General features: G+C 69.1%; 21 protein-coding genes. 3 read left to right on the top strand and 18 right to left on the bottom strand.

All coding sequences use genetic code 11. The annotated features are described in order from the left end of the window. Positions 1 to 66: 66 nt before the first annotated feature. From HV742_RS24855 to HV742_RS24795, 13 genes are all read right to left on the bottom strand, one after another. Positions 67 to 837 carry an ABC transporter ATP-binding protein gene (locus HV742_RS24855; protein WP_068980968.1) on the bottom strand — a complete coding sequence of 257 codons (771 nt, stop codon included), beginning with the start codon at positions 835 to 837 and terminating at the stop codon, positions 67 to 69. A gap of 112 nt (positions 838 to 949) precedes the next feature. Then, on the bottom strand, positions 950 to 2167 hold the full coding sequence (locus HV742_RS24850; protein ID WP_059270776.1) for an MFS transporter: 1218 nt from the start codon (positions 2165 to 2167) through the stop codon (positions 950 to 952). 123 nt (positions 2168 to 2290) lie between these two features. Next, positions 2291 to 3895 carry an ABC-F family ATPase gene (locus HV742_RS24845; RefSeq protein ID WP_054417508.1) on the bottom strand — a complete coding sequence of 535 codons (1605 nt, stop codon included), beginning with the start codon at positions 3893 to 3895 and terminating at the stop codon, positions 2291 to 2293. 145 nt (positions 3896 to 4040) lie between these two features. Then, positions 4041 to 5090, bottom strand: coding sequence for an LD-carboxypeptidase (locus HV742_RS24840; RefSeq protein WP_175146631.1), 1050 nt, complete (start codon positions 5088 to 5090; stop codon positions 4041 to 4043). Beyond that, positions 5087 to 5578: a tRNA adenosine(34) deaminase TadA gene (gene tadA / locus HV742_RS24835; RefSeq protein WP_063581078.1), complete on the bottom strand. Its 492-nt coding sequence runs from the start codon at positions 5576 to 5578 to the stop codon at positions 5087 to 5089. The genes HV742_RS24840 and tadA overlap by 4 nt, the downstream gene beginning before the upstream one ends. 10 nt (positions 5579 to 5588) lie before the next feature. Next, a complete protein-coding gene (locus HV742_RS24830) occupies positions 5589 to 6437 on the bottom strand; it encodes an HAD family hydrolase (RefSeq protein WP_054417505.1) in 849 nt (282 codons plus the stop codon). 114 nt (positions 6438 to 6551) lie between these two features. After that, the gene (locus HV742_RS24825) at positions 6552 to 7052 is read right to left on the bottom strand and encodes a hypothetical protein (RefSeq protein WP_437340601.1); all 501 of its coding nucleotides are present in this window, start codon (positions 7050 to 7052) and stop codon (positions 6552 to 6554) included. A 215-nt stretch (positions 7053 to 7267) separates the two neighbouring features. After that, positions 7268 to 7606 (bottom strand): monovalent cation/H(+) antiporter subunit G, encoded by a 339-nt coding sequence (gene mnhG / locus HV742_RS24820; protein ID WP_049073442.1) that lies wholly within the window; start codon positions 7604 to 7606, stop codon positions 7268 to 7270. Continuing rightward, on the bottom strand, positions 7603 to 7884 hold the full coding sequence (locus HV742_RS24815) for a K+/H+ antiporter subunit F (protein ID WP_049073441.1): 282 nt from the start codon (positions 7882 to 7884) through the stop codon (positions 7603 to 7605). Before HV742_RS24815 ends, mnhG begins: the two co-directional genes overlap by 4 nt. Next, complete coding sequence (locus tag HV742_RS24810) at positions 7881 to 8363, bottom strand: Na+/H+ antiporter subunit E (protein WP_054417504.1); 483 nt, start codon at positions 8361 to 8363, stop codon at positions 7881 to 7883. The genes HV742_RS24815 and HV742_RS24810 overlap by 4 nt, the downstream gene beginning before the upstream one ends. Continuing rightward, positions 8363 to 9994 carry a monovalent cation/H+ antiporter subunit D gene (locus HV742_RS24805; protein ID WP_059270783.1) on the bottom strand — a complete coding sequence of 544 codons (1632 nt, stop codon included), beginning with the start codon at positions 9992 to 9994 and terminating at the stop codon, positions 8363 to 8365. Before HV742_RS24805 ends, HV742_RS24810 begins: the two co-directional genes overlap by 1 nt. After that, entirely contained in the window at positions 9991 to 10335 is a 345-nt protein-coding gene (locus HV742_RS24800) for a Na+/H+ antiporter subunit C (RefSeq protein WP_006227452.1), read from the bottom strand. The genes HV742_RS24805 and HV742_RS24800 overlap by 4 nt, the downstream gene beginning before the upstream one ends. Further along, entirely contained in the window at positions 10335 to 13250 is a 2916-nt protein-coding gene (locus tag HV742_RS24795; RefSeq protein ID WP_175146630.1) for a monovalent cation/H+ antiporter subunit A, read from the bottom strand. The genes HV742_RS24800 and HV742_RS24795 overlap by 1 nt, the downstream gene beginning before the upstream one ends. Before the next feature lie 552 nt (positions 13251 to 13802). Here HV742_RS24795 and HV742_RS24790 point away from each other — a divergent pair. Together HV742_RS24790 and HV742_RS24785 are read left to right on the top strand one after the other, a co-directional pair. After that, the gene (locus tag HV742_RS24790) at positions 13803 to 14786 is read left to right on the top strand and encodes a Bug family tripartite tricarboxylate transporter substrate binding protein (RefSeq protein ID WP_175146629.1); all 984 of its coding nucleotides are present in this window, start codon (positions 13803 to 13805) and stop codon (positions 14784 to 14786) included. A 517-nt stretch (positions 14787 to 15303) separates the two neighbouring features. Next, positions 15304 to 16185, top strand: coding sequence for a hypothetical protein (locus HV742_RS24785; RefSeq protein WP_175146628.1), 882 nt, complete (start codon positions 15304 to 15306; stop codon positions 16183 to 16185). 121 nt (positions 16186 to 16306) lie between these two features. Here HV742_RS24785 and HV742_RS24780 read toward each other — a convergent pair whose 3' ends face one another. The 5 genes from HV742_RS24780 to HV742_RS24760 all read right to left on the bottom strand — a co-directional run bounded on the left by HV742_RS24780 (position 16307) and on the right by HV742_RS24760 (position 22963). Then, positions 16307 to 17179: a DMT family transporter gene (locus HV742_RS24780; protein WP_175146627.1), complete on the bottom strand. Its 873-nt coding sequence runs from the start codon at positions 17177 to 17179 to the stop codon at positions 16307 to 16309. Between the two features lie 170 nt (positions 17180 to 17349). Then, positions 17350 to 17559 (bottom strand): hypothetical protein, encoded by a 210-nt coding sequence (locus HV742_RS24775; protein ID WP_139122253.1) that lies wholly within the window; start codon positions 17557 to 17559, stop codon positions 17350 to 17352. Positions 17560 to 17727: 168 nt separating this feature from the next. Then, positions 17728 to 20355, bottom strand: coding sequence for an AAA family ATPase (locus HV742_RS24770; protein ID WP_175146626.1), 2628 nt, complete (start codon positions 20353 to 20355; stop codon positions 17728 to 17730). After that, positions 20352 to 21479 (bottom strand): metallophosphoesterase family protein, encoded by a 1128-nt coding sequence (locus HV742_RS24765; RefSeq protein ID WP_068953679.1) that lies wholly within the window; start codon positions 21477 to 21479, stop codon positions 20352 to 20354. The genes HV742_RS24770 and HV742_RS24765 overlap by 4 nt, the downstream gene beginning before the upstream one ends. Before the next feature lie 182 nt (positions 21480 to 21661). Continuing rightward, positions 21662 to 22963, bottom strand: a complete 1302-nt coding sequence (locus HV742_RS24760; protein WP_175146625.1) for a D-amino acid dehydrogenase — start codon at positions 22961 to 22963, stop codon at positions 21662 to 21664. A gap of 135 nt (positions 22964 to 23098) precedes the next feature. Between HV742_RS24760 and HV742_RS24755 the strand changes: the two genes are divergently transcribed. After that, positions 23099 to 23566: an Lrp/AsnC ligand binding domain-containing protein gene (locus HV742_RS24755; RefSeq protein ID WP_049073431.1), complete on the top strand. Its 468-nt coding sequence runs from the start codon at positions 23099 to 23101 to the stop codon at positions 23564 to 23566. The last annotated feature ends 108 nt before the right edge of the window (positions 23567 to 23674 follow it).

Genomic DNA, 23674 nt, shown 5'->3' with positions numbered 1-23674 from the left:
GCTCCAGGGAATCGAGGATGGCCGACGCCCAGCGGCGCCGCCCGTGAACCGGAAAATCGAAGGAGATCAGGCGGCCAGCGCCAGATCGGAATGCGCCGCCGCGCCGTCGACCGCGATGCCGAGCAGGCGCAGGATCTCGCGCTTCTCGGCGGCCAGATCGGACAGGTCGTGGCTCTTGGCGCGGTGCGCCAGGTTGAATTCGCGCAGCACGCGCGCCGGACGCGGGCTGAACACCACGATGCGGTCGGCCAGGAACAGCGCCTCGTCGACGTCGTGGGTCACCAGCAGCACGGTGGGTTTTTCCTGCGCGATCAATTGGCGCAGCACGTCCTGCAGCGCCAGGCGCGTCAGCGCGTCGAGCGCGCCGAAGGGTTCGTCCATCAACATGGTCTGCGGCTGCGCGATGAAGGCGCGGGCCAGCGCCGCGCGCTGGCGCATGCCGCCGGACACCTGGTGCGGGTAATAGTGTTCGAAGCCGGCCAGGCTGACGCGCGCCAGCCACTCGCGCGCCGCCACGCGGGCGCGCTTCTTCGGGGTTTTCTGGAATTCCAGCGCCAGCGCCACGTTGTCTTCCAGCGTCAGCCACGGATACAGCGCATGTTCCTGGAACACCAGCGTGCGGCTGGGATGCGGGCCGGTCACGGCCTTGCCGTCGGCCAGCACCTGCCCTTGCGTGGGCTTTTCCAGACCGGCGGCCAGGTGCAGCAGGGTCGACTTGCCGCAGCCGGACGGGCCGACCAGCGCGACCAGCTCGCCGGTCTTGAATTCGCTGGTGAAGCCGTCGACGACCGGCAGGTCGCCGAAGTGCTTGTGGACGTGGTCGAAAGTCAGGTTCATGGAACGAATCGTGGGCGCGCGTGGGGAACGGGCCTAATCTAACAATTCGTTATATGAATCCAAACGATCAATATCGCATGTTCTTAAGACTTGCGGTTATAAACAAAGCACCTCAGGCCGCCGCCTGCGCGCGGCTGGCGTGGCGCTGCAGTCCGAATGCGATCAGGAAGCCGAACAGCACCGCCACCGCGGCGGACAGGAAGATCGCCGGATAGCCGAAACCGCCGGAGATATAACCCGCCACCGGACCGGTCGCGCCCAGCGCCAGGTCCAGGAAGGCCGAATACGCCCCCAACGCCGCGCCGCGGCTGCCGGCCGGCACGCGCGCCACGGCCTCGACGCCGATGGCCGGGAACACCAGCGCGAAGCCGCAACCGGTCAGGGCCGCGCCCACCAGCGCGGCGCCGGGATTGGGCGCCAGCCACAGCAGCGCCAGGCCCGCCGCTTCCACCAGGAACGACACCTGCGCCACCTTGAAGCCGCCAAAGCGCGTGATAGTGCCGGCGAACAGCAGGCGCACCCCGATAAAGGCGCAGCCGAACGCGCTGAGCGCGTGCGCCGCCCCCTCCCACGAGAAGCTGGCGTAGTACAGCGCCACGAAGGCGGCCAGCGTGCCGAAGCCGACCGAGCCCAGCCCCAGCGCCATGCCGTGCGGGAACACCCGCAGCACCACGCTCTTGAAGGCCATGCGATGCCCGCCGACGATGGCCACCGCGGCCCGCGCCAGCGCCAGCCCCAGGCCGGCCAGGCCCAGCAGCAGCACCGCGCCGCCCAACGCGCCCATGCTCCATTCGGTTTCCAGGTAGACGCCCAGCGGCGCGCCCAGCGCCAGCCCGCCGTAGGTGCAGATGCCGTTCCAGGAGATCACCCGCGCCGTGTGCAGCGGACCGACCCGGGCAATCGCCCAGGTGGCCGAGCCGGTGCCGACCCAGCTTTCGCCAAAGCCCAGCGCCAGCCGGCTGACGATGATGGCGCCCAGGCTGAGCCAGGCGCTGCGTTCAAAGGCATAGGCCAGCAGCAGGAACACGCCGCTGGCGGCGCAGGCCGCCATGCCGATGACCACGGTCTGCTTGGGGCCGACCGTGTCGGCCATGCGGCCGGCGTGCGAACGGCTCAGCAGCGTGGCCACGTACTGCACGCTGATGGCCAGCCCCGCCAGCACCGAGCCGTAGCCGAGCTGGCCGTGCACGTAGCCAGGCAACACCGCCAGCGGCAGGCCGATGGCGAGATAACAGATGAAGGTGAAAAAGGCGATCGCGACGATGCGCGCGGTCAAGGCGAACGTCCCGATGGGCTGGCCATCGGGCGTGGTATGCGGTGTGGGAGACATGTCGGACGGGGTGGAACCTGGCGCAACGGGCCAGGGTTTACCCGGATGATAGCCCAGCAGGATTGCGGCAGGCTGAACGCGCGCCAGCCCGCGGCATGGGCGCGGGGCTCAAGGCCCCGGTTGTCAGGCTTCGATGCCGCGCGAGGACAGGTAGTCTTCGTAGCCGCCGCGGTAGTCGACGATCTCGCCCGTGGGCAGGATCTCGATCACACGGGTGGCCAGGCCCGACACGAATTCGCGGTCGTGCGAGACGAACACCAGCGTGCCTTCGTACTTTTCCAGCGCGAACTGCAGCGATTCGATCGATTCCATGTCCAGGTGGTTGGTCGGCTCGTCGAGCAGCATGACGTTGTGGCGGCCCAGCATCAGGCGGCCGAAGGTCATGCGGTTCTTTTCGCCGCCGGACAGCACCTTGGGCGCCTTGGGCAGGTCGTCCGCCGAGAACAGCAGGCGGCCCAGCACCGAACGGATCGACTGGTCGTCGTCGCCCGGCTGGCGATGGTCGCCCATCCAGTCGAGCAGGTTGATGTCGGTCTGCAGGAACTGATCCGACACGTCCTGGGCCATGTAGCCCAGGTCGGCGTTTTCCGACCACTTGACGCTGCCGGCGTCCGGCGCGAGGTCCGTGGCCAGCAGGCGCAGCAAGGTGGTCTTGCCGACGCCGTTGGCGCCGATGATGGCGATCTTCTCGCCGGCGTCGACCATGGCCGAGAAGTTGCGGATCACGGGCGCGTCGTAGGACTTGGACAGGTTCTCGACCGTGACCGCCAGGCGGTGCATGACCTTGTTCTGCTCGAAGCGGATGTACGGGTTCTGGCGCGACGACGGCTTGACCACGACCTGCTCGGCCTTGATGCGGTCGATCTGCTTGAGGCGCGAGGTGGCCTGGCGCGACTTGGACTTGTTGGCGGCGAAGCGGCGCACGAAGTCCTGCAGTTCGGCCACGCGTTCCTTGGCCTTGGCGTTGTTGGCCACCAGGCGCTCGCGCGCCTGGGTCGAGGCCAGCATGTAGTCGTCGTAGTTGCCCGGGTAGATGCGGATCTCGCCATAGTCCAGGTCGGCCATGTGGGTGCAGACCTGGTTCAGGAAGTGACGGTCGTGGCTGATGATGATCATCGTGCTCTGGTAGCTGTTGAGCACGTTTTCCAGCCAGCGGATGGTGTTGATGTCCAGGTTGTTGGTCGGTTCGTCCAGCAGCAGCACGTCCGGGTTCGAGAACAGCGCCTGCGCCAGCAGCACCCGCAGCTTCCAGCCCGGCGCCACTTCGCGCATCGGCAGGTTGTGCTGGTCCACGGCGATTTCCAGGCCCAGCAGCAGCTCGCCGGCGCGGGCTTCGGCGGTGTAGCCGTCATATTCGGCGAACTTGGCCTCCAGGTCGGCCGCGCGCATGTAGTCGTCTTCCGACGCTTCCGGGTTGGCGTAGATCGCGTCGCGCTCGGACATCGCGGCCCACATCTCGGTGTGACCCATCATCACCACGTCCAGCACGCGCAGGTCCTCGAACGCGAACTGGTCCTGGCGCAGCTTGCCCAGGCGCACGCCCGGCTCCAGCGAGACGTTGCCGGCCGACGACTCCAGGTCGCCGCCGATGATCTTCATGAACGTCGACTTGCCGGACCCGTTGGCCCCGATCAGCCCGTAGCGGTTGCCTTCCCCGAACTTGACGCTGACGTTCTCGAAAAGGGGCTTGGGACCGAACTGGATGGTGAGATTGGCGGTGGATATCACGGTGTTTTAGCAGCGGGAGAATGGATGTGGCGCCAGGATGGCGCGACAACGCCGGCATGCGGCGAAACCCGATAGTGTACCAAGGCCGGATGGCAAACCGCCCGGCGCGGGCCGGGCGGTCGGAAAAACCGGGCGGGCCGGGGCCTCAGTGATGATGTTCGTCCAGCACCAGGTGGGCCAGGCCCTTTTCGGTGGCGATGCCGACCTTCTGGCCGATCGGCAGCGTCGCCTTGGTGGCGACGTGGCCGTACGGCAGGCCGGTCACCACCGGCACCTTGACCGTCTTGCGCAACCAGGCCACCACTTCGTGCAGGTCGTAGCCCTTATCGTGCGGCGCCAGCTTGTAGTCCGAGAAGCGGCCCAGCACGATGGCCTTCTGCTTGCCCAGGATGCCCGCCTGCCACAACTGGATCAGCATGCGCTCGATGCGGTACGGATGCTCGGCCACGTCTTCCAGGAACAGGATGCCGCCGCGCACCTTGGGCATATAGGGGGTGCCCACCAGCGAGGTCAACATCGCCAGGTTGCCGCCCCACAGGATGCCGCGGCAATCGACCGGGTCGGCGTCCTGGGTCTCGAAACTGAGGATTTCCAGTTCGCCGCGCATCACTTCACCGAACAGCGCTTCGGTCAGGTCGTCGACCTTCTTGCCGCCGAAGTCGTAGATGGCGGTGGCGCCGGTGTAGCTGACCGCGCCGGTCTGCGCCAGCAGCGCCAGGTTGAACGCGGTGAAATCGCTCATGCCGACGAAGCGCTTGCCGCTGTCGGCCATGGCCTTCCAGTCGATCGCGTGCAGCAGCCGGCCCATGCCGTAGCCGCCGCGCGTCACCATGACGATCGGCAGTTTCTGCTTGGCGGCGCGCGTCAGGCTGGCCAGGCGCTGCGCGTCGGTGCCGGCAAAGCGCTGGTGCTCGGCCAGCGCGGTGCGGTCCAGCGCGGTCTTGAAGCCCTGCGCGGCCAGGCGCTCGCGCGCCAGTTCGACGGTCTGCGGATCGCGCACCGCCGACGACGGCGAGATCAGGTAGATGCCGCGGGCGTCCGGGAAGCCGTGGACGTGGCCCGGCGCGTGGTCGTGGCTGTGGTCGTGCCCGCAGGCCTCGTCGCATTCGTGGTCGTGATCGTGGCTGGCGTGGTCATGCGCCGGGGCGGCGGCCGCCTTGGCGCCGCGCGCCTTGGCGCCTCGGGTGTTGCTCATGCGATGGATTCCTTGGCGCGGCGTTCGCGGAAGAACCGGCGCAGCAGCTCGCCGCAGGGTTCCGCCAGCACGCCGCCGGTGACTGAAGTGTGATGATTGAGTTTGGGCACCGAGCCCACGTCCAGCACGCTGCCGCAGGCGCCGGTCTTGGGGTCGTAGGCGCCGAACACCACCCGCGCCAGGCGCGCGTGCAGCATGGCGCCGATGCACATGACGCAGGGCTCCAGCGTGACGTACACGGTGATGCCCGGCAGGCGGTAGTTTTCCAGCGCGCGCGCGGCGCCGCGCAAGGCGACGATCTCGGCGTGCGCGGTGGGGTCGTGGTCGATGATGGTGCGGTTGTAGCCGCGCCCCAGGATGTCGCCCTGGGCCGAGACCACCAGCGCGCCCACCGGCACCTCGCCGATGTCATAGGCCGCCCGCGCCTGTTCCAGCGCCAGCGTCATGAACTCGGCATCCTGCGCGGTCCAGGGCGGCACGGCCGCCATGGCAAGCGGCTCAACCACGGTACACCCGCGATTTGAGCGCGATGCGGCCGGCCAGGCTGGTCACGGCCTCTTCCAGCCATTGGTAGAGTTCGGCGTTCTCGTCGTAGCGCGCCTGGTTCAGGTTCGACACCCGGCCTTCCTCGATGAAGCCCCAGGCGCGGCTGCGCTTGTCGCGGTGCTTCGGATCCCAGACGCCGAAGGCGTAGCCGCCGGCGCGCCGGATCAGCGAGAAGCACGGAATGTCGGTGTAGCCGTCGCCGACGAACACCATCTGGTCGAACGGCACCCGCAGGCGGTCCTCGGGCACCTTGCGGTTGACCTCGAACGGCTTGTTGCGGAAATCGCGGCCGATGATGCCCTTCTGGATATGGAACAGGTAGCGCGTCTTGTCGGTAAAGCTGACGATGCGGCGCGGAAACTCGATGCCGCCGTCGGCGCCGTAGGTGAATTCGGAGGCCCAGATCTCGGTGAACTCGTGCGCGATGGGCGTGGAACGCACCACGTCGCCGATGCCGCTGGAGATCAGATAGAACTCCAGCTGCACCTGCGGCTGCGCCGCCCGCACCGCGGCGCGCAGGCGCTGGAACAGCGTGACCACGCCATCGTGCAGTTCGAGTCGCGCGCCCCAGTCGCGCAGCCGCTGCTGCGTGATGAGGCCATGCGTGCCAGCGCGCGAGAGCTGGATCATCTGGTAGAGATAGGCCGGGACCGGGTCCCAGTCCTGGTTGGACAGCAGCGGGTCGACCTGGTCTTTCCAGAAGGACGCCGTGTCCACCCCGATGCTGTCCAGGAAACCGGACGTGCTGTCCGAGGCCAGCGTGTCGTCGAAGTCGAAAATCAGGGCGATGACGTCGGACATGGATATGCGTAAGTAAGGGCGACAGCCGCCATTTTGCCTGATTGTGGCGGCGGCCGGGCCCCGTGGCCGCGGGGAAAGGACGCGCCGCGCCCTCCCCTGGCCCGCCCAGCGCGGTTACTGGCGCATCGGCGCGGGCGGCGGCGCCATGCCCGAGGCCGGCGCCATGCCGGGCGCGGTGGCCGGCGGCGGAGGCGGCGGCACCGTGCCGGCGGTGCCGGCCGGCACCTGGATCACGGTTTCACGCAGCACGCCGCCGCCCTGCACGCTGCCGCGCACCTGGGTTGGCGAGGTCATCTGCGTGATGCAATCCTGGCGCGAATCGGCCGGCAGGCGGTTGCAGCGATCCAGCATGTTCTGCTGGTGCTGGTCGGTGGTGCCATCGCTCAGTTGCTTGCGCATGGCTTCCTGGCGAGCGGCGCCAGCTTCGCGCATGCAGGCGGCGCGGTCCTGTCCGGTGCTGCCGTTCTTGCAAGCCGCCACATCCTGTTCGTATTGCGCCTGGATGCCGGCGCGACCGATCGGGTCGGCCGCCTGCGCCGCTCCCGCGGCCAGCATCAGGCCTGCCGCGCAAAGGGATGCCGCAAGGCGTTTGGTGTGCATGGGACGTACATTCATGGCCAGCTCCTTGGAGAAAAGAAGATTGAACCCGGACGGCGCGGCCTCGTGGACCGGCGCCATCTGCTTGATACAACTATCCCACGATGACGCGACGGGGACATGTCCAGCAACGTGCAATCGTAAGCCGAAGTTTCCGATGCTGCGACGCAATATTCATTGCGCTCGCGCAACTTGTCCCCGGATTGCCGGTGTTCTGTCCCTTTCTTGCCCGCCTAGCGCGCGTCCAGGTCGGCGTCGGCCTTGGTCAAACGGTTACGGTATACCGCGGCGCGCATCAGCAGCATCGCCGTCACCGGCGACGAGACGACCAGCAGCAGCGTGATGATCACTTCGTGGAACACCGGCCGCGCGGACAGCACCGAGAACACCAGGATCGAGGCGGCCAGCACGCAGCCGCAGCCCATCGTGTTGCCCAGCGTCGGAGCATGGATGCGGGCATAGAAGGTGCGAAAGCGCAGCAGGCCGGCCGAGCCGGTCAGGGCCAGCAGGCCCCCCAGCACCAGGAGGATGCTGGCCGGGATGCTCGCCCACAGCGGAAGGGTCTCGATCATGGCTCGATCACCTCGCCGCGCAGCAGGAAGCGGGCCATGGCCGTGGAGCCCACGAACCCGAACAGCGCGATCAGCAGCGCAATGTCGAAATACACCGACGTGCCCGAGCGGATGCCGAACACCAGCATGGTCAGCATGCCGTTGATGTAGAGCGTGTCCAGCGCCAGCACGCGGTCCTGCGCGGTCGGGCCGCGCAACAGGCGAATGGTGGCGAACACCATGCCCAGCGCGAAGCACACCAGGGCAAAGGACGCCGCCCAATACAGTATGGCGTTCATTCGAATATCTCCATCAAGGGGCGCTCGTAGCGGTCTTGCACCAGGCGCACCCAGTCTTCCTCGTTCTGCAGGTCGAGCACATGCAGCTTAAGGCGGTGGTCATCGCCCAGTTCGACCCAGACGGTGCCGGGCGTGTAGGTGACGATGCAGGCCAGCATGGCCAGGCCGTGCGGGTCGCGCATGGTCAGCGGAATCTTGATGAACCCGGGCGAAAAATCATTGGGCCGCGGGTTCAGGATCAGCTTGCCGACCGCGATGTTGGATTTGATGATGTCGGCCGTCACGTGCAGGAACAGCGGTATCACTTTCCACAGGCGCCGCGGCCGCGCCTTCAATGGCCGCAGGCGCGAGGCGGCCCAGGTGAACCACAGGGCCAGCGCCACGCCCAGCGCGATCTGGCCGGCCGACAGGCTTTCGTTCAGCACCAGCCACAGGACGAACAGGAACACCGGCAGGAAGAGGAAATACAGTCGGCGCATCAGCTTCCTCCTTGCGCGGCGCGCACCGTCTGCGCGGACATGACGGCGTCGATATAGCTCTTGGGCTGGTCCAGCGAACGCGCGGCATCGTCCAGGTAGGCCGACACCGGGCCCGCGCCGGCCGCCAGGCCCACGCACAGCAGCAGCAGGACCGCGACCGGCCCCGCCTCGATCAGCCGCAGGCGCGGCGTGCTGCGGTCGTCGCTGGCCCAGAACACGCGGATGCCGGTGCGGCCCAGGCCGATCAGGCCCGCCAGGCCGGACACCAGCACCGCGGCCACCAGGATCCAGGCATCCATCGGCGGCGCCGATTCGTTGGCCGCCGAGACCGCCGCCGACAACAGCGAGAACTTGGCCACGAAGCCCGACAGCGGCGGCAAGCCGGTCACCAGCAAGGCGCAGCAGATGAACGCCAGGCCAAGAAAGGCCATGGCCGCCGGAATGGCGACGCCAACCACGTCATCGGAACGATTCACCGAGGTCGGGTCGTCCAGGTCGAAGGCGTCCAGCGTCACCGCCAGCACGTTGGCGCCGAAGCTGCGCGTGCGTTCGATCAGTTCGGCCAGCATGAAGAAAGCGCCCGTGGTCAGCACCGAACTGATCAGGTAGAACAGCGCCGGGCCGGTCAGCGTCACGCCGGGCATGCCCAGCGCCGTCAGCAGCGTGCCGGCCGAGACGATGACGCAATAGCCCACCATCTTCTCGAGCTGCTGCGTGGCCAGCAGGCCCAGGCCGCCGAACAGCAGCGTGGCCAGGCCGGCCGCGGACATCCAGTCCAGGCTGAACGCCGCCGGCGCGCCGCTCGGCAGCAGCAGCGAACCAATGCGCAGCAGCGCGTAGATGCCGACCTTGGTCATGATCGAGAACATGGCCGCGATTGGCGCGCCGGCCGAGCCGTAGCCCTTGACCAGCCAGAAGTTCAGCGGCCAGGCGCCCGCCTTCACCAGGAAGGCCACGCCGAGAATGGCGGCGCCGGCCTCGAACAGCATGCGGTCGGAACCGGTCAGATTGCCGGCGCGCAGGGCCAGGTCGGCCATGTTGAGCGTGCCGCTCACGCCATAGATCAGCGCGATGCTGATCAACAGCAGGAACGAGGCCACCAGGTTGACCGCGATGTACTGCAGGCCGGCGCTGACACGCGCCACGCCCGAGCCGTGCAGCAGCAGGCCGTAGGACGCGGCCAGCAGCACTTCGAAGAACACGAACAGGTTGAAGAGGTCGCCGGTCAGGAAGGCGCCATTCAGGCCCATCAGCAGGAACTGGAACAGCGAATGGAAATGCACCCCCGCACGGTCCCAGCGCGCCAGCGCATAGGTCAGCGTGGCCAGGCCCAGCACCGCGGTCAAGGTCAGCATGACCGCGGCCAAGCGGTCCACCACCAGCACGATGCCGAATGGCGCGGGCCAGTCGCCCACCAGGTACACGCCGACGCCGTCCGGCCAGACGCCCGGCACCCCGCCCCCGGCGACCGCCAGCAAGGCGATGGCCGCGGCCAGTTGCGCCAACGTGGACAGCACGGCGATGGTGCCGCGCGCATAGCGGCTGGTGTCGGCCAGCAGCAGCATCACCGCGCCGGCCAGCAGCGGCGTGATGATGGGCAGGATAGGAAGATGTTGCAGCCAGAAACTCAAGATTGGGACTCCCGTCCATCGACGTGGTCGGTGCCCGTCAAGCCGCGCGAAGCCAACAGCACCACCAAAAACAGCGCGGTGGTGGCAAAGCCGATCACGATGGCCGTCAGCACCAGGGCCTGCGGCAGCGGATCGGCATACCAGGAAGGATCATGGGCCATGGCCGGATCCACCACCGGCGGCCGGCCCGAGGTCAGGCGGCCCATGCCGAAGATGAACAGGTTGACCGCGTAGGAGACCAGCGACAGGCCCATGATGAACTGGAAGGTGCGCGGCCGCAGCAGCAGCCAGACCCCCGAGCCCGCCAGGACGCCGATCGCGACGGCGTAAATCAATTCCATCAGGCTTCCCCCGTTTGTGCGGCGGCCGCCTGGCTTTCGGCGACTGCCTTGCGTTGCGCGCGCAGCGATTGGTGAGCCAGCGCCACCAGCACCAGCACGGTGGATCCGACCACCAGCATATAGACGCCGAGGTCGAACAGCAGCACGCTGGACAGGTGCACGTGGCCGACCAGCGGCAAGGAGACGTCCCAGGCCAGCGCGGCCAGGAACGGCTTGTAGGCCAGCCAGGCGGCCACCGCCGCCGTGCCGGCGAACAGCAGGCCGATGCCGATCCAGTTCTGCGGGTTCAGGCGGCTGCGCGACTCGACCCAGTAGACCCCGCCCACCATGTACTGCAGGATCACGGCGGTGGCGAAGACCAGGCCGCCGACGAATCCGCCGCCCGGCTGGTTGTGGCCGCGCAGCAGGAAATAGACCGAGATCAGCGCCGCGGTCGGCAGCAGCAGGCGCACCAGCACCGTGGGCACCATCATCGGACCGGTCGGCACCACCGACTTGATATCGGGCGCGGCCGGCACCGGGCCGTCCTGGTCGATCTGCTGGCGCGGCAGGTCGGCGCTCTCGGGCGCCGGGCGGAAGCGGCGCAGCAGCGCGTATACCGTCAGCGCCACGATGCCCAGCACGGTGATTTCGCCGAAGGTATCGAAGCCGCGGAAGTCCACCAGGATCACGTTGACCACGTTGGTGCCGCCCCCGTCGGGCAGCGCGCGGTCGACGAAATACGAGGAGATGGTGTCGGTCTGCGGCCGCACCAGCACCGCATAGGCCAGCGCCGCCATGCCGGTGCCGGCGGCGGTGGCCAGCAGCAGGTCGCGCAGGCGGCGGCCACGGGCCCGCAGCGTGGCGCCCAGGCCCTCATCCTCGTCCTGCGCGATACGGCGCGGCAGCCAGCGCAGGCCCAGCAGCAACAGCACCACGGTCACCACTTCGACCGACAACTGCGTCAGGGCCAGGTCGGGCGCGGAGAACCAGACGAACGTGAGACAGGTCACCAGCCCCGCGCCGCCGGCCAGCGCCAGCGACGCCAGGCGGTGGTACTTGGCCTGGTAGGCGGCCGCCACGGCGCAGACGCAGCCCACCAGCCACAGCAAGGCGAACGCCGGGTCCACTGCGGCGGCGCGGCCGGTGCCGTCCAGCCAGCCGCCGGCGCGCAGCGGCAGCCAGGCCACGAACAGCGTGCCCAGCACGATCAGCACCATCTGCACCTGCAGGCGCGACGACGCCAGCCAGCGCAACAGCCAGGCGGCGGCCACGCTGGAGCCGTCCAGCAGCGCTTCGAAAGAACGACGGCCGTCCAGGCGGTAGATGAACGGCACCCGGCCCGGATTGGCGCGCTGGTGCGCGCGCAGCGCCAGGTACAGGATCACGCCAGCCGTCATGGCCACGAAGCTCATCACCAGCGGCAGGTTGACGCCATGCCACACCGCCAGGCTGTATTCGGGCATGTCGGCGCCCAGGATGCTTTGCGCGGCGGTGGCCAGGAACGGGCCGAGCGTCAGGCCCGGCAGGATGCCCACCACCAGGCACATCAGCACCAGCAGGCCGCTGGGCAGCAGCATCCAGCCGGGCGGCTCGTGCGGCGCGCGCGGCAGGTCGGTCGCCGGCGGGCCGAAGAACACCTGCAGGATGAAGCGCAGCGAATAGGCCACGCTGAAGGCGCCCGCCACCGTGGCCGCCAGGGGCAGGCCCACTTTCGTGATCATGTCGCCGCTGACGAAGGTCGTCTCGGCGAAGAACATTTCCTTGGAGATGAAGCCGTTGAGCAGCGGCACCCCGGCCATCGAGGCCGCCGCCACCATGGCCAGCGTGGCCGTGATCGGCATGGCCTTGTACAGACCGGACAGCCGGCTCAGGTCGCGCGTGCCGGTCTCGTGGTCGACAATGCCCGCCGCCATGAACAGCGAGGCCTTGAAGGTGGCGTGGTTGACCATGTGGAACACCGCCGCCACCAGCGCCAGCGAGCTGTTCAGCCCCAGCAGCAAGGTGATCAGGCCGAGGTGGCTGATGGTCGAATACGCCAGCACCCCTTTCATGTCCTGCTGGAAGATGGCGGCATAGCCCCCCAGCACCAGCGTGATCAGCCCGGCGCCGCCGATGATCCAGAACCACTCATCGGTGCCCGCCAGCACCGGCCAGAAGCGCGCCAGCAGGAACACCCCGGCCTTCACCATGGTGGCCGAATGCAGGTAGGCCGACACCGGCGTGGGCGCGGCCATGGCGTTGGGGAGCCAGAAATGGAACGGGAACTGCGCGCTCTTGGTCAGCGCGCCCAGCGCCACCAGCACCAGCACGGCGGGATACCAGGGGTCGGCGCGCACCAGGTCGCCGGCGGCCAGCACGCGGTCCATGTCGTAGCTGCCGACGATGTGGCCCAGGATCAGCACCCCGGCCAGCAGGCACAGGCCGCCCGCGCCGGTCACTGTCAGCGCCATGCGGGCGCCGCGGCGGGCATCCAGGCGGTGGTGCCAGTAGGCGATCAGCATGAACGAGGCCAGGCTGGTCATTTCCCAGAACATGACCAGCTGGATCAGGTTGCCCGACAGCACCACGCCCAGCATGGCGGCCATGAAGGCCTGGAAGAAGGAGAAGAAGCGCGGCACCGGGTCTTCCGGCGACATGTAGTAGCGCGCGTACAGCACCACCAGCGCCCCCATGCCGGAGACGATCAGCGCGAACAGCCAGGCGTAGCCGTCCATGCGCAAGGTGAACTGCAGCCCCAGGGCGGGCGCCCAGGGCATGTCGACGCGGATCACGCCGCCGCCGGCCACCTGCGGATAGAGACTGGCGACCAGAACCGCGCAAGCCAGGGCGATGATGCCCGCCAACCAGGCCTCGGCATTGCGGGCGTTGGAAGGCAGCAGCGCGGCGCACAGGCTGCCGGCAAACGGCAGAGCGAGGATCAGTATCAGCGACATGGCGTTCCGAGAATGTCCGGGCCCCCTCCCGCCAGCGCGACAGCGAGAGACGAAACGAACCGGGGATTGAATAACGGACGGAACCCTGGCCCGGTGCGTCGGTGCACTACACGTTGCCCCGCGGGGACATCAACCAACGCCCCATTGAACGGCGCAGACAGAAACAAACGCAATAGCTTTCTTGCAAGACCGGCCAAGAATCTCATTCGAAAAATATCAGATTCTTGTAAGTTATGCAGAGATTTATGCGCGTACCGAGGGGATGACGACATGATCGCTGCGCAATCATTACGCAACGATGACGACCCCATTTTCATTCAAGTTATTGTCAGCATACGTTTTTTTGCCACAACGCCGTTTATCGCCCCCGCATCCTGGCGGCGAAAAATACCCCCACGCGATGCAGGGGGAATCCCGATTGACCGGGCCACCGTAACTGTGTGGAATGGCGCCCACGAAGCGTCGGCCAGGCCAGCATCCGAGCCCGGCGCGCTTCACCGACGCCGGCCATCGTAGCCGGCAGGCTCGGATTCAATAATATGGAGAAGACTCTTGACCGTGCTGTCCCAAGCCAAGGCCGTCCTGGCCACCGCCCTCGCCGGCCTCTGTCTCAGCGGCGCCGCGCAAGCCGCTGACGCCTACCCGAACAAACCCATCCGCCTGATCGTGCCGTTCGCGGCCGGCGGCACCACCGATATCGTCGCCCGCGTGGTGGCCGAAGGCCTGGGCCGCGAACTCGGCCAGGCCGTGGTGGTGGAGAACCGCGGCGGCGGCGGCTCGATCGGCGCCGACGCGCTGGTCCGCTCCGCCCCGGACGGCTATACCCTGGGCGTGGCCACTGTCAGCACCATGGCCACCAATCCGGCCACCAACCCCAAGAACCCGTACAACCCGCTCAAGGACTTCGCACCCATCACCAATATGGTGAACGTGCCCAATGTGCTGACGGTGAACCCGTCGGTGCCGGCCAAGAACATGGCCGAGTTCATCGCCCTGCTCAAGGCCAATCCCGGCAAGTACAGCTACGCCTCGTCCGGCGCCGGCGGCATCGGCCACCTGGATGGCGAACTGTTCAAATCGCTCACCAAGACCGACATGGTGCACGTGCCCTATCGCGGCTCGGGTCCGGCGCTCAATGACGTGATCGCCGGCCAGGTCAACGCCCAGTTCGACAACCTGCCCTCGTCCATGCCGCACATCCAGGCCGGCAAGCTGCGCGCCCTGGCCGTGGCGGCGCCCAAGCGCCTGCCCACCCTGCCGGACGTGCCGACCTTCTCGGAAGGCGGCCTGCCGGAAATGGACAACATGGCCTGGTACGGCCTGGTCGCGCCCGCCGGCACGCCCCAGGCGGTCATCGATCGCATCCACGACGCCACCGTCAAGGCGCTGAAGGATCCGAAGATCATCCAGCGCCTGGCCGACGGCGGCTCGCTGGTCGACGGCAACACGCCGGCGGAATACGCCGCGCAGATCAAGCGTGAACTGGAGCTGCGCCAGCGCATCGCCAAGGAACGCAACATCCAGTCGACCAACTGAGGCTTGTCACGCGGCATCGCCGCGTGACCCGGGCGCCAGTCCGTCTGCCCGCCGCCACGCCGTGCCGGCGGGCCCTTTCCGAGGCCGCCGGCACAATGCGCGCCCTGCGCGGCGCCAGATTCGGACCGTCCCACGCCCCATCGGCGATCGCCGGGCAGATGACGCGCCCGCGCTCTGCTACCATTTCGCCCGTGCGAATCGATTTCTCCCATCCTTCCGACACCGCTTGCGTGCTTTGCGCCCTGCGCTCGACCCTGTTGAGCTCGCAGGAAGTCGCCGCGCGTTCCGCCTACGCGCGTTCCAAGCCCGGCTAATCGCCGGCATCCCCCCTTCCCGCTTTCCGCCACCGGCCCGCCGCCGGCCGCCCGCACGCCCGTACCCTTGTTGCGCGCGGCGCGGTTCGAGGCCGGCCGGCGCGACCGCCCTGCCGCATGGCCGGGCGGTCTTGCCACGTTTTCCGTCCGCGCGCCGACTATGACCGGCGGGCGGCGCCACGCCTTGATTGCCACCGAACGCCATGCAACTCACCAAGAAATTCGTCAAAGCCAAGAACCCCTGCGCGGGCGGCTACAAATGGTTCCTGCGCGACCACAACGGACAGGGGGACTATCAGGCCGTCCTCGATGCCCTGGTGGCCGACGGGCGGGTTGGTGACGCCTGCTGGCTGCTGGACCAGTTCGGGCCGACCGACGCGGTGTTGAAGCTGGACACGCTGGACGCCCACGCCATCGTCTTCGCCGGCACGCTGGAAGTGCGCATGGGCATCAACGTCGACAGCGTGGTGCGGGCCGGACGCAGCATCATCACCGGCGGCGGCATCCGCGCCGGGGAATCGATCGTGGCCGGCGAGAACATCACGGCCGGCGCCAACATCGCCAGCGCCGGCGACCTGCGCGCGGGCGGCGACGTGTCCGCCGAATGGGGCATCGGGGTCGCCGCCGCCTTCGACTGCCGCGGCAACCTGCGCGCCAAGTGGGACATCTGCGCCGGTCAGGACCTGGCCGTGACCGGTCACTTGCGGGCCGGCCAGGACGTGCAGGTGCAAGGCGCCCTCAAGTGCGGCCAGGGCATCAAGGCCGGCGGCGGCGTGCAGGCCGCCAAGGACATCGATGCCGCCTGCGGCATCCAGGCCGGCGCCAGCATCGTCTGCGGCGGCCACCTGGCCGCGGGCTGGGGATTGATCGCGGGTGAAGACATCCGCGCCGACGGCTCGATCCGCGCCGGCGAAGGCGTGCAGGCCGACGGCTGCATCGAAGCGGGCGACGGCCATGGCGTCTATGCCGGCCTGAACGTGCGCCTGGACGCCTGGGCGGTCTGCGCCCGGGTCCAGGCGCGCGAACGCCCGGCGCAGCTGGTCAGCGGTCACTGGGCCGGCCAGGAAGAAGCCGCGCACGCGTAGCCGGACGAAAACGGCAGGACGGCCACGTCCCAAAGCGCGCCGCCGCCCCGCCCGCGCGCGCGATGCGCCCCGGGGTATGCGCCGCGCGGCGAACATCCCGCCACGCGGCGGCAAACCGCGATCAGCCGCCCGAGCGCGCCGCCGGCGTGCGCAACACCAGCATCAGCCCGAGCAGGATCCCCGCCATGCCGCCCAGGCTCAGCAGCGACAGGCGGTTGCCCAGCACCAGGTAATCCAGCGCCGCGGTGCCGGCCGGCACCAGGTAGAACAGGCTGGTGACGTTGACCAGGTTGCCGGACTGGATCATGCGGTAGAACAGCAGCGTCGCACCGACCGAGATCACCAGCCCCATCCACAGCAGCGGCAGCACGAATCCCAGGCTCCAATCCACGTGCAGCGGCTGGAACGGCGCGAACAGCAGGCACAGCGCCAGGCTGGCCACGTACTGCAGCGGCATCACGTCCGTCGGCGCCTGGCGCACGCGCTTTTGCAGGATGGCGCCGGCGGTCATGCTGACCAACGCCGCGAACGCGAAGACCATGCCGGCGAGCGAGAAACGCGCCATGCCGATGCTCTGGAACATCACCATGCCCAATCCGCACAGGGCCAGCAGCAGCCCCGCCAGCCGCAGCGGCGGAAAGCGGCGCTCGAGCAGCGCCAGGGTCAGGATGGGTTGCGCCCCCAGCAGCGTGGCCAGCACGCCCGGCGTGATGCCGTGGTCCAGCGCCAGCAGATAGCAGATGGAATAGCTGCCGATCAGCAGCAGCCCGGTCAGCGCGACGATGCCGCGCGTGCCGGGCGCCGGCAGCCAGCGCCGGCGCCCAACGCAGAGCGCCAGCAGGACGACCAGCGCCAGCACGAAGCGCCACAGCAGGAAACCGAAGGCCGAGGCGTGCGCCAGGCCCCATTTGGCGAAGATCGCGCCGCCGCTCCACAGCAGCACGAACAAGGAAGTGGAGCCGTAGGCGGCCCACGCATTGCGATTGAAAGACATGAAGATTTCTACCTGTCGGGTATGGAACAGGCTCCCGCGGCGCGCACGCGTCTTGCGACGCGCGAACGGATCAGGCGTGGACGCGCGGCGGCCGGGCGCGAACGCAAACGCGTCGGCGCATCAGCGCGGCGGATCCAGGCGATAAGGCGGGAGCGGGAAGTGTGCGGCGGTCAGCCGACGACGGCGACCACGGGCGGATAAGCGCCCGCGACACCAACGACGACATCGCACGGCGGCGACGCCACCGGCGGCGATACGACCGTCGAGACGACAGGAGAAACAACGGGAGGCGACACGCCATGCCGCCGGCTTGCGCGCAGGCCGGCGCCGGCTGCGCGGGCAGCGAAGGCGGATTCGGCGGAAGGCGTGAAGTCGGGCATGTGAAGCGCGTCGGGTTCGGTGATGAACCCGTGTAGGCTACCGGCGCCGCGCGCCAGCGTCAAGTTGCGGGGCGCCCGCACGCGGCCGGCGACGCGCTTGACGACACCGGTCCGCACATGAGGGGGCAGTTTGCACGTGCGGACGCGGCTCGCACCGCCGCCAAGGCGTCAAGCGCCGATGCGGCGCTGCTCGACGCCCAGGTCGCGCCAGGCCTCGCCGTGGCAGGTGAACATCAGGATCTGGTGGCGCGTGGCGGCATCGAACAGCGCGCGCTTCATCAGGTCGCGACGGTCGTCGTCGGTGTGCACCAGCGCATCGTCCAGCAACAGCAGCGTCGGCCGTCCGGCCTCGCGCAGCAGGTCGGCGTAGGCAAAGCGCGCCAGGATGCCCAATTGCTCGCGCGTGCCGAAGCTGAGCGCGTCCAGCGGGTCCTCGCCGCCCGCGCGCTGCAGGGCCGCGGGCAGCAGCGCCTCGTCCAGGCGCAGCGCGGACTCGGGGAACAGCAGCGCCAGATAGTGGCTCAGGCGGCGCGCCAGCGGCGCCTGCAGGCGCTGGGTGGCGGCGTCGCGCTTGCCGGCCAGCAAGGTGGACAGCAATTCGAGCGCCTGCGCGCGGCGCTGGAATTCGTCGCGGCGGCGCTGCAGGCGCTCGCAGGCGGCCTCGGCCTCGGACAAGCGTTCGCCCAGGCCCTGCGCGCCGGCCTGCTCCAGCTTGCCCAGCAACTGCTGGATCTCGCTGTGGCGTTTGTGCTGGGCGTCGCGTTCGATGGCGGCGGACTTTTCGTAGCGCTGCGCGTCCTGTTCCAGCAGTTCCGGCCGCAGCGCTTCCAGCGCGGCTTGCGCCTGGCGCAGGCGTTGTTCGAGCAGGTCGTGGCCGCTGCGGGCCTCGGCCAGCCGGCCGGCGCGGGCCTGACGCTGCGCCGCGCGTTCGGGCGATTGCAGGTCGGCGCCGCGCGCGGCGGCCTGGGTTTCGAGTAGCTGGGCGCGGGCGCTGTCGGCATCCAGGGCGCGCTGCGCGGCCGCCAGGGCCTGCTCGGCCTGCGCCGCGCTGGCTTCGGCATCGCGCAGCGCCTGGCGCGCGGCGGGCGCATCGGCATCGCCCGCCTCAGCCGCCGGCGGCAGCAACGCCAACCGCTCGGCCAGTTGCGCGCGCCGCGCCTGGGCTTCGTTGCGTTGCCCGCGCAGTGCGTCCACGCCCTTGGGCGCATGGATCGCCAGCGTCTTGCGCATGGCCTCCAGTTCGCGTTGCAAGTCGACGCCGCGCGCATGGCGTTCCTCGGCCTCGGCCACGTGCGCCACACCCAGGCGCGACAACAAAGCCGCGCTGGCCGCCTGTACGTCGGCCAGTTCGCGCTTGAGCGCCGGCAGGTCCTGGCCGCCCGGCTCGATGCGCAGCCGGCCCAGGCCGGGCAGTTCGAGTTCAGCCGCCGCGGTCAGCAGCAACTCGCCGCTGCCGGCCAGCGCGGCGCCGTCCAGCCGGGCCTCGCGGCCCGCGTCCAACGCGTACGACAGGCGCGTGGCGATGGCCTGCTGGCGCACTTGCAGGTCGCCCAGCGCGCGTTCGCGCTTGCGCAAGGCCTGGATGTCGGCGTCGGCGATTTCGATGCGCACGGCCTCGGCCTTCAGGATCGAGCCCTGCTCGATCAGGCGGGTGGCTTCTTCGAGCGCGCCGTCCAGGCGCTCGATGTCGCGCGCCAGTTGGCCGAGCTGGTGTTCGAGGTCGCGGCGGTCGGCCACCGCCTGCACCGCGGCGACCCGCTGGCGCGCCTGTTCGGCGGCGGCAGCGTGCGTGTCGCGCAGCGCGCGGGCCCGGGCCAGCGGCTCCTGGGCCTGCTGGACCGCGGCGCGGGCGGCCCGCGCCTGCGCCACCAGGGCCTGCAATTCGGTTTCGTCCTGCTGGTCGCGGCGCACCTGTTCCTGCAGCACGGCCAAGGTTTCGGCCGCCTGGCGCTGTTCGCGTTGCAGCCCTTCGAGCGCCTCGCGTTCCTTGGCCACGGCCGCGAGCCGGGCGCGCGCCTCGGCGGCGCGGGCCTCGAAGTCCTTCCAGGGCTGGCCGGCCTCGGCGCGCGCGTGTTCGGCGCGCAGCGCGGCCAGCCGGTCGACGTCGGCGTCAAGCTGGGCCTTGGCCTGGGCGCATTGGTCGCGCTCGGCCAGGGCGGCGGCGAGCGCGTCCTCGGCGTCCTTGTAGATGCCCTTGGGGCGGCCGTTGCGCGCATCCAGCAAGGCGGCGCGCTCGGCGACGACGCGCTCGTAGAGCCGGTCGCCGTCGCCGGAGGCCAGCTCGCCCGACAACTGCGTCAGGGCCTCGCGCAGATGCCCGCCGGCGTGGGCGGCGGCGGTTTGCAGATTCTGGCCGTCGCCCTGCTGGATCCACAGCAGGCCCGGCACGCCGGCCAGATCGGGCTTGCTCTGGCCGCGCGCGGCCAGTTCGAAGCCCAGCAACGCGGCCAGCGCGTTCTCGGCTTCCTCGCCATCGAGCCGTTGCGCGCCGTCGTCGATCAGCAGTTCGCAGCGGGCCCGCGACAGGAAGTGTTTTTTCAGCAGGTAATCGTGGCCCGCATGGCTGAATGCCAGTTCGACGCCGGGCCGCGCGCCGCTCTCGCCGCGCGGCGCCAGGTCGGACACGGTGCGGGTGCTGTAGCGTTCCAGGAACGCGGCGCGGATGGCTGCGGCCACCGTGCTCTTGCCGGCCTCATTCGGACCGACGAACAGGTTCAGGCCGTCCTGCAAGCCATCCAGCACCAGGGGCTGGCGGAACTTGCGGAATTCTTCCAGGGCGATGCGCGTGAGCTTCATTGCGCGCCTCCCGCCGCCGCGCCTTCGCGCTGGAACCGCAGCAGCAGCCGCAGGGCCTCGCCGGCCACCGCCGCCTGGTCGGGATCGGCCTGCATGGCCTGCAGTTGCGCGGCCACTTCGCCGACGTAGCCGCTCGCGCCCAGTTGCGCCAGGTCGGCCTCGTCGGGTTCGAGCAGCAGGCCGGAGAAATCCGGCAGCACCGCCCTCGCCTGCGCCGCCGCCTGGTCCACGGCGCGTTGCAGCGCCTCCCAGGTCGGCACGTTGACGTGGCCCTGCAGTTCCAGCCGCAGCACGTCTTCGGCGCGCAGCGCCGCCAGGCGTTCGGCCAGCGCCTGGGCGTCGGTCGGCAGGCTCAGGGTTTCGGTCCAGGCGGACCAGCGGTATTTGCCGGTGGGCACGCGTTCGACGCGTGGCGGGGCGCCCGGCGCATCGATGCGCACGTCCAGCGCGTAGCCGGGTTCGTTGCCGCGAAAGCGGTCTTGCTCGGGCGTGCCGGCGTACCAGGTGCGTTCGTCGATGGCCAGGCAGCCGTGCCAATCGCCCAGCGCCAGGTAGTCGAGCCGCGCGCGGGCGGCGCGGTCGGGCGCGATGGGGTTGGTGGCGTCGATGGTGTCGGGCAGTCGGCCGGCGACACTGCCATGGGCCAGGCCCACGCGGACGCGGCCGGGTTCGGATTCGAGCGCGTCGAAGGCCTGGGTGACGTCGTCGTAGGTATGGCGCTGGGTCAGCGGCGCGGCCAGCACCGCCAGGTTCTGCGCCGGCAGGTCGACCACGCCAGTACGCAACGGCACCCGCACATTGGGCGGGATGCAGCCTAGTTGCGCGGCGCGGCTCCAGACGCTGTCGGCCAGCGCCGCGTCATGGTTGCCGGCGATCATGACCCACGGCCCGGCGTAGGCGGCCAGCGCGGCGAACAGGCGGCGGATGGTGCGGTCGGACACGGCCTGGGTGTCGAACACGTCGCCGGCCACCAGCACCGCGTCGACCTGGCGCTCGGCGGCAAGCGCGGCGATGCGCGCGACGACATCGAAGCGGGCCTCGGCCAGCAAGGCGGCGTCATCGGTTTCGAACTGGCCGTACTGACGGCCGATCTGCCAATCGGCGGTATGCAGGAAATGGGTCATGCCGCCGATTGTAGAGGCCGGCGCCGTTTCCCTGTGGCGTCAACGGGCCTGAAAGTGTCGCGGCAATGTCGCGCCGCGCCCGATGGAACAACGGCCCGGCCGGCATCGTGCGCCGGGCGGGCCGTCGGGACGCCGGCTGGTGGCCGGCGCCGGAGGAAACGGGTTCGGAAAACAGGCCGGAATCAGGCGCCCTTGCCGCCCAGCACCAGCGGCCGCTCGGCCGAGGCCTGGCGGTCGTAGCGCGACAGCGCCAGGCCGTCGGTGCGGATCTGCGGACGCTGGCCCAGCACCTGGTCGGCCACCAGCTTGCCGGAGCCGCAGGCCATGGTCCAACCCAGCGTGCCGTGGCCGGTGTTCAGGAACAGGTTGCCGTAGCGGGTCGGGCCGACCACGGGCGTGCTGTCCGGCGTCATGGGGCGCAGGCCGGTCCAGAACTCGGCGCGGGCCACGTCGCCGCTGCCGGGGAACAGATCGTTGACCACCAGTTCCAGCGTCTTGCGGCGCGCGTCCTTCAGGCGCAGGTCGAAGCCCGACAGCTCGGCCATGCCGCCGACGCGGATGCGGTCGTCAAAGCGGGTGACGGCGATCTTGTAGGTCTCGTCCAGGATGGTGGAGACCGGCGCGGCGGCCTCGTCTTTCATGGGGATGGTCAGCGAATAGCCCTTGACCGGGTACACCGGCAGGTCCAGGCCGAGCGGCTCCAGGAAGCCGCGGGTGTAGCTGCCGAAGGCGGCGACGTAGCGGTCGGCCGTCAGCACCTCGTTGCCGACACGCACGCCGGTCACCTGCCCGCCGGCGGTGTTCAGGCCGGCGACGGACTGGTTGTAGCGGAACTCCACGCCCAGCGCCGCGGCCATCGCGGCCAGGCGGGTGGTGAACAGGCGGCAGTCGCCGGTCTCGTCGTTGGGCAGGCGCAGGCCGCCGGCCAGCTTGTGCAGCGAGCGCGCCAGCGCCGGCTCGGCGGTCACCAGGCGGTTGCGGTCCAGCAGCTCGTAGGGCACGCCGACCTCTTCCAGCACCGCGATGTCGCGGCGCGCGGCTTCCATCTGGGCCTCGGTGCGGAACAGCTGCAGCGTGCCGCGGGTGCGCTCTTCATAATGGATGCCGGTGTCGGCGCGCAGTTCGCGCAGGCAGTCGCGGCTGTATTCGGCCAGGCGCAGCATGCGTTCCTTGTTGACCGCGTAGCGCTCGGCCGAACAGTTGGCCAGCATCGCCGCCATCCACTTGAGCTGGTACAGGCTGCCGTCCAGGCGGATCGCCAGCGGCGCGTGCTTCTTGAACAGCCACTTGATTGCCTTCAGCGGAATGCCGGGCGCGGCCCAGGGCGTGGAATAGCCCGGCGACACCTGGCCGGCGTTGGCGTAGCTGGTCTCCTGGGCGGCGCCGGGCTGGCGGTCCAGCACCGTCACTTTGGCCCCCTGGCGGGCCAGGTAATAAGCGGTGGTGGTGCCGATGACGCCGCTGCCGAGGACGATGACGTGCATGATTCGTTCCGAAGTTTGGTTTTGGTCAGGAATTTCGGTAGTCTATGAGCCTCATCACAGTGAAAATCACTGAAGATTTTTATTAGGCAGTGGTTTTTCCCGGCCCAGCGCCTTTTTTCGACCGCCAGAAGTGAAATGCGCGATCTCGACCGTATCGACCTGAAAATCCTGGATATCCTGCAGCGGGAAGGCCGTATTTCCGTCACGGAACTGGCCGAGCGCGTCAACCTGTCGGCCACGCCCTGCTCCGACCGCATCAAGCGCATGGAGCGCGAAGGCGTGATCTCCGGTTACCATGCGCGCGTCAACCCGGCGGCGCTCGGCAAGAACCTGCTGGTGTTCCTGGAGATCAAGCTTTCGGCCAAGTCCGGCGACGTGTTCGACAAGGTCAAGAAAGAGCTGCTGTATGTGCCCGAGGTCATGGAGTGCCACCTGGTGTCGGGCGACTTCGACTACCTGGTCAAGGCCCGCCTGACCGAGATGAATGAATACCGCCGTCTTCTTGGCGAGATCCTCAAGCGCCTGCCCGCGTCGGCCGAATCGCGCAGTTATGTGGTGATGGAGGAGATCAAGGAGACGCTATACCTGCCCGTTGACCGGTAGCAATTCCCGCGTCTTGTTACCGGACTTTGCGCCGCCTGCTGCTATGCTTTCGGCCCTTCCGGTCCGCCGGCGCGCAGGACCCGACCCCGATTTCCTGGCTTCATGACT

It is taken from the genome of Achromobacter ruhlandii (assembly GCF_902859695.1).
Lineage (GTDB): Bacteria > Pseudomonadota > Gammaproteobacteria > Burkholderiales > Burkholderiaceae_B > Achromobacter > Achromobacter ruhlandii.
Note: the sequence above shows the minus strand (reverse complement) of the source record. Positions and strands in the feature narration are given on the sequence as shown.